Source organism: Nostoc sp., assembly GCF_036917635.1.
Lineage (GTDB): Bacteria > Cyanobacteriota > Cyanobacteriia > Cyanobacteriales > Nostocaceae > Nostoc.
This window is the reverse complement of record NZ_JBALCW010000032.1, coordinates 117,613-131,476: the sequence shown is the minus strand read 5'-3', so window position 1 is coordinate 131,476 and position 13,864 is coordinate 117,613. Positions and strand designations below refer to the sequence as shown.

At 41.3% G+C, this 13,864-nt stretch carries 14 protein-coding genes; 6 read left to right on the top strand and 8 right to left on the bottom strand.

Annotated features, from left to right (window positions below):
- Positions 1-151: 151 nt before the first annotated feature.
- From V7K32_RS09365 to V7K32_RS09350, 4 genes are read right to left on the bottom strand one after another with little or no spacing between them, the layout of a single operon-like run.
- A complete protein-coding gene (locus V7K32_RS09365) occupies positions 152-982 on the bottom strand; it encodes an energy-coupling factor ABC transporter ATP-binding protein (protein WP_334992403.1) in 831 nt (276 codons plus the stop codon).
- Positions 957-1,769 (bottom strand): cobalt ECF transporter T component CbiQ, encoded by an 813-nt coding sequence (cbiQ, locus tag V7K32_RS09360; protein ID WP_334992401.1) that lies wholly within the window; start codon positions 1,767-1,769, stop codon positions 957-959. The genes V7K32_RS09365 and cbiQ overlap by 26 nt, the downstream gene beginning before the upstream one ends.
- Positions 1,766-2,068, bottom strand: coding sequence for an energy-coupling factor ABC transporter substrate-binding protein (locus V7K32_RS09355; protein ID WP_334992399.1), 303 nt, complete (start codon positions 2,066-2,068; stop codon positions 1,766-1,768). Before V7K32_RS09355 ends, cbiQ begins: the two co-directional genes overlap by 4 nt.
- A complete protein-coding gene (locus V7K32_RS09350; protein ID WP_334992476.1) occupies positions 2,055-2,741 on the bottom strand; it encodes an energy-coupling factor ABC transporter permease in 687 nt (228 codons plus the stop codon). The genes V7K32_RS09355 and V7K32_RS09350 overlap by 14 nt, the downstream gene beginning before the upstream one ends.
- 474 nt (positions 2,742-3,215) lie before the next feature.
- On the opposite strand from V7K32_RS09350, the gene V7K32_RS09345 reads away from it, so the two are divergent.
- The 5 genes from V7K32_RS09345 to V7K32_RS09325 all read left to right on the top strand — a co-directional run bounded on the left by V7K32_RS09345 (position 3,216) and on the right by V7K32_RS09325 (position 7,724).
- Positions 3,216-4,241 (top strand): multicopper oxidase domain-containing protein, encoded by a 1,026-nt coding sequence (locus tag V7K32_RS09345; RefSeq protein ID WP_334992398.1) that lies wholly within the window; start codon positions 3,216-3,218, stop codon positions 4,239-4,241.
- A gap of 171 nt (positions 4,242-4,412) precedes the next feature.
- Positions 4,413-5,447, top strand: a complete 1,035-nt coding sequence (locus V7K32_RS09340; protein WP_334992396.1) for a helix-hairpin-helix domain-containing protein — start codon at positions 4,413-4,415, stop codon at positions 5,445-5,447.
- A 173-nt stretch (positions 5,448-5,620) separates the two neighbouring features.
- Positions 5,621-6,058, top strand: a complete 438-nt coding sequence (locus V7K32_RS09335) for a ferritin-like domain-containing protein (RefSeq protein WP_334992394.1) — start codon at positions 5,621-5,623, stop codon at positions 6,056-6,058.
- Between the two features lie 131 nt (positions 6,059-6,189).
- Positions 6,190-7,158: an FTR1 family iron permease gene (locus V7K32_RS09330; RefSeq protein ID WP_334992392.1), complete on the top strand. Its 969-nt coding sequence runs from the start codon at positions 6,190-6,192 to the stop codon at positions 7,156-7,158.
- Between the two features lie 113 nt (positions 7,159-7,271).
- Entirely contained in the window at positions 7,272-7,724 is a 453-nt protein-coding gene (locus V7K32_RS09325; RefSeq protein WP_334992390.1) for a hypothetical protein, read from the top strand.
- Between the two features lie 154 nt (positions 7,725-7,878).
- On the opposite strand, the gene V7K32_RS09320 is transcribed toward V7K32_RS09325, so the two are convergent.
- A complete protein-coding gene (locus V7K32_RS09320) occupies positions 7,879-8,814 on the bottom strand; it encodes an ABC transporter substrate-binding protein (protein ID WP_334992388.1) in 936 nt (311 codons plus the stop codon).
- Positions 8,815-9,090: 276 nt separating this feature from the next.
- Here V7K32_RS09320 and V7K32_RS09315 point away from each other — a divergent pair, with 276 nt between their 5' ends.
- A complete protein-coding gene (locus V7K32_RS09315; RefSeq protein ID WP_334992386.1) occupies positions 9,091-10,590 on the top strand; it encodes a family 10 glycosylhydrolase in 1,500 nt (499 codons plus the stop codon).
- Positions 10,591-10,635: 45 nt separating this feature from the next.
- Here the strand turns inward: V7K32_RS09315 and V7K32_RS09310 are convergent, their stop codons facing one another.
- From V7K32_RS09310 to V7K32_RS09300, 3 genes are all read right to left on the bottom strand, one after another.
- Positions 10,636-11,232 carry a molybdenum cofactor guanylyltransferase gene (locus tag V7K32_RS09310; RefSeq protein WP_334992384.1) on the bottom strand — a complete coding sequence of 199 codons (597 nt, stop codon included), beginning with the start codon at positions 11,230-11,232 and terminating at the stop codon, positions 10,636-10,638.
- A 121-nt stretch (positions 11,233-11,353) separates the two neighbouring features.
- Entirely contained in the window at positions 11,354-13,414 is a 2,061-nt protein-coding gene (locus V7K32_RS09305; protein ID WP_334992382.1) for a thioredoxin domain-containing protein, read from the bottom strand.
- Positions 13,415-13,554: 140 nt separating this feature from the next.
- Positions 13,555-13,710 carry a hypothetical protein gene (locus V7K32_RS09300; RefSeq protein WP_334992380.1) on the bottom strand — a complete coding sequence of 52 codons (156 nt, stop codon included), beginning with the start codon at positions 13,708-13,710 and terminating at the stop codon, positions 13,555-13,557.
- Between the last annotated feature and the right edge of the window lie 154 nt (positions 13,711-13,864).

The following is a 13,864-nucleotide window of genomic DNA, read 5'->3' as shown; positions in this document are numbered from 1 at the left end:
CTTTGCGGACTTTGCGGTTCGTTTTTCTTTCTTGTACTTAAATATGGTTTAGCGCATCTTCATACAGAATTGGTATAAGGACTAAAGTCCTTACTACCAAATCGATTACAGTAATTTGGCTTTGGATTCTCATCTTGAATAAATTTACTCGCTATAAATAACGGAATAAGTTAAATATCCTTTGCCGCAAACGTTCTAAAAGTGGTTCTTCTTCGGGTGATACCTCAGCAAATAGCATCTCATATATCAATGGCACTCCTAGCTGTAAGTCTTCGAGAACTTCGCGTTGGGTAAACACATCTTGCGGTTTTCCCTCCATTATAAGTTGTCCCTGATCCATTACAAATATCCAGTCTGCCCAACGATAAACTAAATCAAGGTCATGGGTTGCCATGAGTATAGTTGTACCATCTGCATGAATCTTTTTTAGAGTTGTCATTAAGTTACGAGTATGCAACTTATCTAAATAAGCTGTTGGTTCATCTAACAATAATAGTTCTGGTTTTAGCACCATGACATCAGCTATAGAAACTCGCTTTTTTTGTCCTAAGCTAAGATGATGCACTGGTCTTTGAGCTAATTCAGTAAGTCCAAATTCTATTAAGGCTTGCTCAACTCGCTGTTTAATTTCTCCTGTTGGCAATTCTAAATTACACAAGCCGTAAGAAATATCTTCTTCAACAGTAGAAGCTACCAGTTGTTGCTCTGGATCTTGAAAAACTAGCCCTACTTGTTGCCGTAATTTTATCAGTGATTGACGGTCATATTGCAGAGGTTTTCCTTGCCAATACACTTTACCTTGACGAGGTTTATATAGACCGTTAGCTAATAAAAATAATGTAGTTTTGCCACAACCATTTTGCCCGATTAACGCACATCTTTTGTTAAAAGGAATCCGCAGATTTAAACCATTCAAAGCTAATTGTTGTGCGCCAGGATAAGTGTAATGTAATTGCTCAAATTCGAGTAAAAATTGTTGCATGATCGTACCAATCCAAGGCGATTAATGACAGACATCCTAAAATTGCTTCGATAGCATATCGCTTGGATATATGGTAGCGATGAGGATGCCAAACTTTAAATTCTCCATTGAAGCCCCGTGATGCTAAAGTCAAAGAGACTTGACGATAGTTTTCTAGGGTTCGTTTGAGTAATTGTCCAATTAACATAGCTAAACTTTTCATGCCAATCCTAAAAGTGCAGTAGCCACCGCGAGATTGTTGAGCAGTCCATAATTCAGAGGCTGTGTTTAATAAGACGAAAATAAAGCGGTACATTAGTAATAATAGGTCGGTTAGCAACACAGGAAAACCCACGCGACGCAGGACTTGTAAAAGCTCGGTAAAGGGGATAGTTAACATGATGAAGTATAAGCAGGAAAGAGAGGCGATCGCTCGTGTTAAAATTGTCAATCCCTGCTGAAGACCGTGAACACTAATATACAGATAATATGAGCCAATATACAATCCTGTTACTGAGTCATTTTGCACTAAATGTAATTGAGAAATATCTACGCCATTGATAATTAAAGCTGGTAAACTTGTCAACCAAAAAAAACTAGCAACATACACTAGTTTAAAATAAATTTTGCTAGGAATCCTTGCATAGATAATTGTCCAAGTACTCATCCAAACTGCAATCAAAACTTGAACTAAGGGATGAGTAAAAGCAGCGATGATTAGCAGTGCGATCGCAAACAGTAATTTCTGCTCTGGTGCTAACCACCGCAATCGATTCGTATAAGCAAGGGTATCTATTTGCAGACTCATTCCTTATTCCTTTGCTGCTGAGAACGTCCCTTATATAAACCAATGACATAACCAATAACTCCAGCCCCCAAAGCCGCTTGTGAAGAAAATAACAAACTTTCTATTTCACTACTAGGGGGTTGAAATAGGGGTTTAAACCAGCGTTGATATCCTGGGTGTACTTCACTAATTGCTTTTTGGGCTTGATCGTCTGAACCTGTAAATTTACCACCACGGACAAATATTAAGGGTACAACTGCTAAAGCGATCACTGCTACTACTAAAAGCCAGTTACTCAATCCCTTTTTAGACTGTTTCATTGTGTTGAGGTTCCCGTTGGATTAATTTCAAAAATTCCAGTTCTTGCGGCGTATAAGATTGTAGCCAATTCCATACCAGCACAGTCAGGAATCCTTCACTAATTGCTAGAGGAACCTGAGTAATTGCAAAAATACCGGCAAATTTAATGAATGAAGCAATAAACCCACCAACTGGGGCGGGAAAAGCCAAGGCGAGTTGGATAGAAGTAATAATGTATGTGAGCAAATCTGCTATGGCTGCGGCTAAAAAGATCGCTATTTTTTGCTTACCAGTTAGGCGCATCGTCAAATGATATATCCAGTAGGCGGCAAAAGGGCCTGCGATCGCCATTGAAAACGCATTTGCTCCCAATGTCGTCAAACCCCCATGAGCTAGTAGCAGCGCTTGAAATAACAGAACTAAACCCCCCAACACCGACATCGCTAACGGGCCAAATAGTACTGCTCCTAAGCCAGTACCTGTAGGATGGGAACAACTACCCGTGACTGAAGGCATTTTTAACGCCGACAACACAAAAGTAAAAGCTCCCGCCAACGCTAAGAGTAATTTTAGTTCCGGGTTGGCTTGGGTGATGCGAGTTAGCGATCGCAATCCTAAAACAAAAAATGGTAACGCTACTATCCACCAAAAAAGCGCCCAATTTCCTGGTAAGTAACCTTCCATAATGTGCATAGCATAAGCTGGTGCAGATGCTCCAACAACTAAATAAAAGCTCAGAATCCCTATCAGGATGAGTGATGCGCGTTTTGACTTAAGGGTAATTTTAGACACAATTTATACCTTACAAATCCTACATTTTGCTGCATTCAGCATGACAAAAACTTACTTCTAATAAAATATCCTCTGATCCTGATTGTTTGTCCTTCAGGTATTGCTAAGGCAACAAGCATATCAGGAATAGGCATGAAACAGTTAGTTGCCTTTGAAGATTATTTATACAGAACTCACTGTATAAATGCTGTAATATTTAAGTAAATTAAACTAAAGTTTTCAGGAAAAATTCTTCCTTTCTCTAAATTTAATAACTTCAGTAGCAGTTTTGAAGCGCTATAAAATTATTGACAATAATTACTAATTCCTCTAATATTTAGAAGCAATTGCAAATCTTTTGCAATTCTTTTTTGGTGCTAACCGTAACTAAATGTCATGCCCAACAACTTTGCTCTAGGTAACGGAAAACCTTGGAGCCGCCGTCAATTATTGCAGCTGGGACTAGCATGTGCTGGAGTGACTGGTGCAGCTGGACTTTGGCAGATGCTAAATCTCCAAAGTAAGTCAATTGTCAAAGTGCCAGCATTCGATATTCAAGTACCAGACGACGTTACGAACCCGATGAGGATGTTAAGGGATTTTGATTATGGGACGGTAAAGCAAGAAAATGGGCGGACTATCCGGGAATTTCAGTTAACTGCCGGTACTTCCATCATTCAACTCAATAGTGCTGTCTCTTACAACATCTGGGATTTAAACGGTCGCATACCAGGGCCAACGCTACGGGCAAAACAGGGCGATCGCATCCGGGTAGTATTTCTCAACAACGCGGGACATTCTCACTCTTTACATTTTCATGGCGTTCATCCGGCAGAAATGGATGGTGTTCGCCCAATCAGCAATGGTAGTGCCACAATTTACGAATTTGATGCTGAACCTTATGGCGTTCACTTGTACCACTGCCATATTGAACCAGTCACCCGCCACATCGCCAAGGGACTCTATGGGATGTTTATCATCGATCCACCTACTCCCCGTCCCCCGGCTGATGAGATGGTACTAGTGATGGGTGGGTATGACGTGAATGATGATAGCCATAATGATTATTACGCCTTCAACGGTCTGCCGCACTATTACATGCACAATCCGATTCGCATTTACAAAGATCAGTTGATTCGGCTGTATGTCCTTAACATTATTGAATACGATCCGGCGGTGACGTTTCACCTCCACGCCAACTTCTTTGATGTCTATCGCTACGGCATGAGTATGACTCCTAGCGAGAAAGCTGATGTGATTACGATGGGTGTCGCAGAAAGGCACATCTTAGAATTTGCTTTTCGCTATCCAGGTAAGTATATGTTCCATCCGCATCAAGATGCGATCGCAGAAAACGGTTGCATGGGTCAATTTGAAGTACTTGCTGATACTAGCTCTCAAAATTCTGTTAACAATTCCTGACAATATTATTAGGAACTTTTAATTAATTTATCAAAATTTTAGATAAATAGTTGATAAAAAATCTCATTATGTGAGAAAGTAAAATCTATGACAATGTGTCAAACAAACTACTTTCTAGTAATAGTTTGAAATATTTCAATTAATACATTTTTAGTTGTGTGAGGAGCAAAGATGATAAAACTTCGTTATATGTGTTTAGCAGCAGCAGCAGCAGTAATAGTTACCTTGAGTTCATGTAGTAGTACACCAACCGCAGAAAATCCATCAGCACCAGTTGCTAGTCCAGCTACAGAGGCAGTAAGTAATAACAGTCATAGTAGTCACGGTGGCAAAGAAAAAATTAACATTAACAGTGCTATATTGTCAGATTTAGATAAATTTGAAGCCAAACTAGGCGTTCCGGCTTTATCGAACAAAATCCAGGCAAATCGTCCCTATGGTAGCCCAGAAGATTTAGTTACTAAAAAAGTCATTACTCAAGAACAGTTCGACCAAATTAAAGACCAGGTTGGTGTTCAAGAAGTGGCACTTACGGGTGAGGCAAAAGATGTTGACTACATGTCTAAATTAGGCTTAATGAAAGGGCATCTTTTAGTAGCACGAGAACTGCTGGATCAGAATCAGCCAAAACAGGCAGAACCTCATATTGGACATCCAGTTGAAGAGATTTATGTTGGTGTAGAAGACCAGTTGAATGAGCGCAAAGTCAAAGAATTTAAGACAACATTGGTAAGTTTGCAAGACTTAGTGAAATCTAACCCGAAGGATAGCAAAGTTAAAACTAATTTTACTTCTTCAGTGCAAGCAGTTGATTCTGCGATCGCAGCATTGCCAGAATCTCAACGCTCAAAACCAGGATTTGTGCTAAAGGTAATTAACGAATTGCTAGATTCAGCCAACTCAGAATATGGCGCTGCGATCGCAAATAATAAAATAACCGCGCCAATTGAGTATCAAGACTCCCGTGGTTTTGTCTTTTACGCCAATGAATTATACAAAGGAATTTCTAGTCAAGTAGCTCAAACAGATCCCGAAGCACACAAAGCGATCGATACTAGTTTCGCTGAACTCATAAAAGTTTGGCCTGCTCCCATCCCACCAGCAAAAGCAGTCAAAACACCTAGTGATGTTACCAAGCTAGTGAAAACCATTGAAGAAAACTCTCAAAAAGTGGTTGACAAATCCAATACCCAAGCACAGCGATAACACTTTCTTTTAATGGGAAGTATATGGTAAGGAGTTTAAAATAGTTAGATAGTTATGAGTTAAGAGTTATGAATTATGAGTTATGAATCCCGAACTGTTAACTCCTAACTTCCAACTCCTCACTTATAACTCCTAACTAATTACACTCCATTCGTTACTTGAACTAACAACTGATGCAAGAACTTGACCATAAAAAGACCATTGACCTGCTGAACGCCATCATGGAATTTGAATTAGCAGGGGTAGTGCGCTATACACATTATTCTTTGATGGTGACTGGCCCTAACCGTATTCCAATTGTGGCTTTTTTCAAAGCACAGGCAACTGAATCTTTACTTCATGCTGAACAAGTGGGAGAAATTCTCACCGGTTTAGATGGGCATCCCTCCCTGAAAATTGCCCCAATGGAAGAAACCTATCAGCATAAAGTCAAGGATATCTTAGAAGAAAGCTTATCCCACGAAAAAAAGGCATTGGATCTGTATAAAAATCTGCTCGATACTGTTACCAATGCCAGCATTTACCTTGAAGAATTCGCTCGCGGTATGATTGGACAAGAAGAGATGCATAATCTCGAACTGAAAAAGATGCTACGCGATTTTGGTTCATAGTTATTAATGTAGAGACGTAGCAGTGCTACGTCTCTACAAGTGTTCTGGATAACGCATATTTAATTTCTGGAAATGTTTATTAGTTATTGGCTAAGGACTAATGACAAAAGACAAAGGACAAAGGATAAAAGATGGATTTTAGTACTGCTCTACCTACTTTTGTAATAACGCTCCGAGAAGGAGTAGAAGCTGCCCTTGTTGTTGGTATTGTGCTAGCTTTGCTGAAAAAAGCTAAACAATCTCGACTCAACTCTTGGGTATATGCTGGTGTCGGCGTTGGTATTGTCGTCAGTGCCTTAATAGGCGTACTATTCAGTTGGGTAATTCAAATACTAGGAGCAGCGAATCCTCAATACACCACCGTAGTTGAACCAGCGTTAGAGGGTGTGTTTAGTGTGTTAGCGATCGCAATGCTCAGTTGGATGCTAATCTGGATGACTAAACAAGCCAGATTCATGAAAGCTACAGTTGAGGGAGCAGTTACACAAACGCTGACACAAAACTCAAATGCTGGTTGGGGTGTTTTTAGTTTAATTTTAATTGCCGTTGTCCGCGAAGGCTTTGAAACTGTTCTGTTCGTTGCAGCTAATTTTCAACAGGGATTAATGCCAGCCTTGGGTGCTATTGGTGGTTTGGTAGCCGCATCTGCCATTGGGGTGCTGCTATTTAAATGGGGTGTCAAAATTAACATCCGCCAGTTTTTCCAGGTAATGGGCGTTTTATTAGTGTTAATTGTCGCTGGGTTGGTAGTTTCAGGCTTGAAACATTTTGACGAAGCAGTAGGTAACCTTGCCCTTAGCAGTCGCGCCACAGAAGGCCTTTGTTTATATTACGAACGCTTTACAAAAGTCCACTCCTGTATTTTGGGGCCAATGGTTTCCAATACTTCCACAATCTTGCCTGACGAACAATTTCCTGGCATTATCCTCAAATCTTTATTTGGTTATAGAGACAATCTCTATCTTGTGCAAGCAGTCGGATATGTGACGTTTTTACTCACCATTGGAGGACTGTATTTCCGCAGCCTTGGAAGTGCTTCTCCTGAAGGGAAAAAAAATATCCCCTTTGGTCAAAAACCACTTAGTTCTACAAAAGATTAAAAGCACAGTCAGTTGCCTTGTTCCCAGTCTATACTATGACTGGGAATGGCCTTAGCGATCGCCACTTGTCACCAACACAAAGTAATCAAAGCTGCCCTAGAGCGGATTAGGCAATGAGTAAAATTTTTATATTAAATTCCTTACTGTTGCTTTCTCAAATACCTAATCCAGAAGCCAAATTTTTAGATTTAAAAAATCAATTAGAAAAAAAAGGGTTTCAGGTAATCATTGCATTACCACCAAAGCGAGGAGCTTATGGGTTACTAAGAGAAGCTGACAAAAAAATTTGGATTAATCCCGTAGTGTTTGAGTTACATATTGGGACTCAAACACTAATCCATGAAACTGTTCATGCAGCGCAGGTATGTGCCGGAAAAGGAAAAATAAAAACTTTAGGCTTAGACATTCAACCAAGCAATTATGCTAGACCATTTTTTAGACGCTATACCGATGTTAAACGACAAGATTTAGAAAGAGAAGCCTATGCAGTACAAACTCAACCTAATAGTTTTGAATTAGCTGTATCTCTTCTTCAACAACATTGTAAATATAGCAATCCGATTTGATTTCTGAAAACATATTGAGACTGAAAAGCCCGTTTTATCAGGGTTTTATAGCATTTCCTAATCATACAAGGTACATCATAGTCCCCTCCTCGCTCGCGGGGCTACGGTGTACACACAACTAATCCCAATACTGCGACATTCTCCCATTATTGAGCTAAGTACCTTGCGCTACAAACAACGCTTGCTTAAGCTGCTGACAAGCCTTTTCAATTGCATCTATACTACCGGGATTCACCAGCCCATAATAATCAAACACATAAATTCGGTTATTTTTAGTTGCTTGCAATTGTTGCCAAAAAGCTTCCTTTTTCAACGAATCTAAAAGCGCTGCTTCCGAATTGCCTTGTGGGGGATTAACCAAAATTATCACCTCTGGATTTGCTTCTAAAACTTTCTCAGCCGAAAGCGTCACATAGCCACCAATAGGGCTTTTCCCTTGTAAATCTGCTGCTATATTTTTCGCCTGAAATTTCGCCAGTAAATCCCCTGCCCAACTATTTTTATTCGGCGCTAAAATTGGTTGACGACTAACCAGCGCTAGAGTAGAAAAACCTTGAGTTGGCTTTTCTGGCAAGAAAGTTTTGTAACGATTTAACAAAGGCTGAGGATCGGCGTCAATTGATTTAGCAAGTGTTTTAGTAAGTTCTTCCAGAGATTCCCAGTTATTCACCTTAGTGATAAAAGTCGGAATTCCTAGCTGCTGAAGTTTTTGAATTGGGATATTAGAAAAACCTTCTGCACCAATAACTAAATCTGGTTTGAGTGTTATCACTTTTTCTAAATTTGGCGGGCTTTGCCCTTCACTAACACGGGGAATATCCTTAAATCTTGAGTCATTCTTAAATAATTTACTACCAGTGATGCCAACAATTTTGGTTTGATCGAGTCGAGAGATAATGTCAGCAGAAAGAGAAGAAAGAGCAACAACTCTTTTTGCCGATCCTTTTGATAATTGCTGAGAATTTGTGTTTGTCGTCTCAGTAGGGTTTGTGATTTTTGTTAGTGGCTGCTGAGTGGTTGCAGTCGTGCAAGCAGCTAAAAAGATACTTATCAAAAGTGCTAAAGCAGATAACAGCCAACGACGATGCATATTAAAATTCCTTTTGGGGTAAGAATGGAATAAGATGATTTTCACTAACTAAGGTACTACCCAATAACAGACTAAGGTTGGTGTATATTCAGATGTTTTATACTGCCATATATATGTTTATGTCTTTATCAAAAAATGCAGCAACACAAATAAGCTTTTAATAGTCTTAAAAAATAGGTTTTAAAATTCCTGTTATTTAAATGTATAATTTAATACATTAAACCCACGATTATCGGAATTGGGGTCGATGATTATTGTGTCCATCTACTGCTAGATATGTCTAACCATCCCTTGAACGTTGCAAGATCAACATTATTTTGGCGGCGTCTATTCGCTATTGTTTTCACTAGTAGTTCGTTGCTCTCCAGCTTGGGAAGTGAACCAGCAAGGGCGCAATTAACCCAGTATTGTCAATTATCATCAACGGCGGCACAAGAAAAAGAAAACTTACGTTTGTCAGCCCTCAAAGGCAAACCAGATGGCCAAACCCGCTATCAAAACATACTACAAGAACAGGCACAGCAATTACAGGAGTGCCGCACGCGGACTTGGCCGCAAATCCAAGCGATTTGGTTGCGCTTGTATCCCTGTGACATTCAGCCAGGAATAGTTGATCAGATTATGGATCGGATTGTCAACCGTGGCTACAACCAAGTTTATTTAGAAGTATTTTACGACGGACAGGCATTATTGCCAGCAAAAACTAACCCGACGGTTTGGCCTTCTGTAATTCGCACCCCAGGAGCAGAAAACGCCGATTTACTCGCCACAGCAATTAAAAAAGGTCGGCAACGCGGTTTAAAGGTTTACGCCTGGATGTTTACGACCAATTTCGGCTATACTTACGCCCAGCGCCCTGATAGAGAAAGTGCGATCGCTCGTAATGGCAAAGGTCAAACGAGTCTATATGTAGTAGATAACGGCTCTCAAGTATTTATCGACCCCTACAACTTGCAAGCAAAACGCGACTACTTCCAATTAGTAAAAGAAATTTTGCGCCGTCGCCCAGATGGGTTGTTATTAGACTATGTGCGCTATCCCCGACAAGCAGGAAGTGATTCCATCGCCACCAAAGTTTCAGATTTATGGCTATTTAGTCCCGCAACCCAAGAAGCTTTATTTAAACGAGCATTAAATTACAAAGGGCTGGAATTGATTCGGCGCTTTTTGAGTAAGGGATTCGTCGGCGCTGGAGATATAGCGGAAGTTGATAACCTTTATCCCCAAGAAGGCGAACCCCTGTGGCAAGGACGCATTCCTCCACCAGCCCAAAAATCAATTCTGCCTGCAACCGATAGACAGCCGCTTTTACAATGGGAATTATGGCAGCTTGCTGTTGCCCACGCCATGCAAGGAATTTTAGATTTTGTCACCATAGCCAGTTATCCAGCAAAGCAGCAAAGTATTCCCACAGGAGTGGTGTTTTTCCCTGATGGCAACCAAACTGTAGGACAAGGGTATGATTCCCGTTTGCAACCTTGGGATCGATTCCCCACTACATTGCAGTGGCATCCTATGGCTTATGGGAATTGCGGTAATGTCAGTTGTATTGTGACACAAGTGCAACGAGTTTTGAGTATGGCAAAACCGGGTACGCAGATTATCCCAGCTTTAGCAGGCAAATGGGGAGAATCGATTAGTAATCGTCCATCCCTAGAAGCGCAAATGGACGCACTTCGCCAATACGCCCCCCAACTGAAGGGAGTTAGCCATTTTGCCTATTCTTGGCAATATCCTGAGAGTGATAACGATCGCAAATTTTGTCGCAGTCGGTAAGAAGAGAATTGCACAATATATACTCTAATACGCTTGAGTTAAGGCTTAACTCTTAGCCAAGTCCTCTGGTGTATTACAGTTAAATAGCATTTCGGGTTCTGCTAAAGGCAAAACTTCTACAGGATATTGCCGCAGCCACTGCTGAAACGATCGCCCCCCTTGGTTGATAAACTCTAAAAGTTGTAGCAAACAGCGACGGCGATAGAAACCACACAGAGGTTCCCAACCTTTGGGATGATGAGCTAAAGCTGCGATCGCATTATCCCCCACGCTATCAAGTCTAGTTACCCAATCTTGCAACACCTCAACCCGCAACCTCGGCAAATCGCAAGCTAGCAACAGCACCCATTCTGTTTGCACTTCGGCTAGCCCTTGGGCAAACCCAACTAAAGGCCCGTGGGCTAGCGATTCTCCAGATAAAGGCACTTCTCGGATAAACTCACAACCAGGCAAAAGCAAATCTTGATAGCATTCTGGCCAGGGAGTGACTATATAAATACTATCTGCACAGCTTTGAGCGATCGCACAAACTCGCTGTAACAACGGCACTCCTTGAATGGGAATCAAGGCTTTATCTTGACCCATCCGAGAACTCTTACCTCCAGCTAACACAATCGCTGTTAATTCGCTTCGGCTCTTCATAGTTATACATCAAATTGAGTTCTGGGGACTAAGTGCAGAATTTTGTAAGTTCGTAGCGAATTCTCTTAAAAAAACTCAGCGTACCTCTGCGCTTTCCTCAGCGTCCCTCTGCGTTTAAAAATCATCCTCTATTTTGACTTTTCTGGACTTGCTGCAATAAATGCTCTACACTCTCTGCTGGTGCAAGACACTTCAAACCTTGACAAACTAACCCAACGCTTCCCTCTGGTAAATCAGATGTTACGTTAAACACAGCCGTTGGTAAAAACTTGGGGATCAAAGCATTAATCTGCTCAGTGGTGCTGCGAATCAAGGTAGAGTTACGATACCAATCCAACGCTGTAAATAAACTAGGACTTGCTTGAGGAGCGCGATGCATTACACTTCTAAAAGCTTTCAAACCAAGTTCCGCTAAATCCAAATAATCTAGATTATCGGTGAGTAAGGCGAGACGCACAAGATTAGCGATCGCAATTCCATTAGCTGATGGTGTAGCATTATCAACGTAACTGCGCTCCCGCACAATTAAATTTTGACTAGAATCACTTGATGTGTTATAGTAACCACCTAACTCTCCACTCCAGAGAAATTCGTTGAATTCATCTTGGATAGCGATCGCTTTTTCTAACCACAGCTTATGCTCAGGGTTGGAAGCTTGTAAATCCAAGAGAGCTTTAATAAAAAAGGCGTAATCTTCAGACTGCGCTAAAACGCTTGGTTCTCCTTGATAGTTGAGTCGGTGGAAACGTCCATCGACAAACTGATTTTCCAAAATAAAATTCGCTGCTCGTGCTGCTAATTCCAGATATAACGGTTCTTGGAAAACCCCAGCAGCTTTAGCTAGTCCAGAAATCATCAAGCTATTCCAAGCGACAATCATCTTCGTATCCGTCACAGAGGGAATGCGACCTGGCCAGTTAGTGGTTTTTGCTTCCTGGTTGTTACGAGCCGGAGGAAAAGTTTCTAAAGACTCAGAGCTAATGCCATAGCGAGCGGTAAACAGCTTGCTCAGAGCGGTTTCCAGCGTTGCACTCAGTTGCCCAGAATAGCGTCTTTGCAAGACATTACGCCCTTCAAAGTTGCCGTTAGGTGTCACCGTAAACTGTTCTAATTCCCTTAATTCTTCAGGTGTTAACAGTTGTTGTAGTTCGCTGTAACTCCAGACGTAAAAAGTCCCTTCTTCTGGTTCTACCTCTGTGGGTTGGGTGAAGCTGTCGGCATCTTGAGCAGCATAGAAGTAACCTTCAGGCGCGGTCATTTCCCGCTTCAGCCATTGTACCGTACCAGCAACTGCTCTTTCAAAGGCTGCTTCTTCTACTCCTGCACTCCATAAAGAAGCTATATACTCCACAATCTGCCCATTGTCGTAGAGCATTTTTTCAAAGTGGGGTACTGTCCAAGTAGCGTCAACAGTATAGCGATGAAAGCCACCGCCCACATGATCGTAAATGCCTCCCAGCGCTAAGTCTAATCCCCGTTGGGTACAAACTTGCTTGCCATCATAGCGAGATTCAAAATTAAATCGAGTTCCCCGCAGTGCTAATTTTGCATAGGGAATCATCGGAAAGCTGTTACCAGATTCACTAGGAGTAATTACAGCTGTGCTGGTTTCCCAACCTTGGCGGAGTAATTCATGGTCTTCATCTTCAAGCTCATCTGTTGTACCATCTTGCAACACCGCAGAGGTGAGCAGCGACTCAATAATTAAGGCTTTGCGTTGCTGTAATTCTGCTTTTTCTGTATCGTAATAACGGCGAAGGGCTTGCAACACCTGCAAAAATCCCGGACGACCATAACGCGGGTCTACAGGGAAATAAGTACCAGCGTAAAACGGGACTAAATCTTCTGGGGAAAGAAATACGTTTAAAGGCCAACCCCCTTGACCACTCATCATCTGCAAAGCTTGCATATAGATGCTATCGAGGTCAGGTCTTTCTTCCCTGTCTACTTTAATGGGAAGATAATTAGCATTCATGTAGTCGGCGATCGCAATATCAGAAAAAGCCTCGCCTTCCATGACTGTACACCAATGGCAACTAGAGTAACCAATGGAGAGAAAAATCGGTTTATTTTGCGCCCTTGCAGTTGCAAGTGCTTCGTCACACCAAGACCACCAATCAATCGGGTTTTCGGCGTGTTTGCGGAGATAGAGGCTTTTAGCTTCAGCAAGGCGATTAGTCATGATCAAATGCAAATAGTTGCCTTCCTTGCTCAGTCTATCCTGTTCCCAGGAGTCTTAGCCCAGACGGCTATGTAGATAAGCAAGAAATACTACGAGCGAATTATCCCTTGAGTAAGACTTATGCAATTTATGAAAAATTCTTACTGAAAAGATCGCAATACTAAGCTAACAATATTTGGTGGCGCTTCTCGCACAGGTGATGCTGTCTTTGACTGAATTAAAGTATTTGGGCTAAGTATTGCTATCAGATGGAGCAAGAAGGTGATGATGGCAGCTTGTACAAGTTTTTCCAACATGGCACGTCTCTCTGGATGGATAGCATTTCAAATATGACTAGTTATTCTAAATACATTTAGTTGTATAGACTTACTGAATGTAACAAAAATAATTTGATATTTGCCGAGGTAAATCCTAAAAAAATGTTGAAATTGTTACAGGATTAACATAATT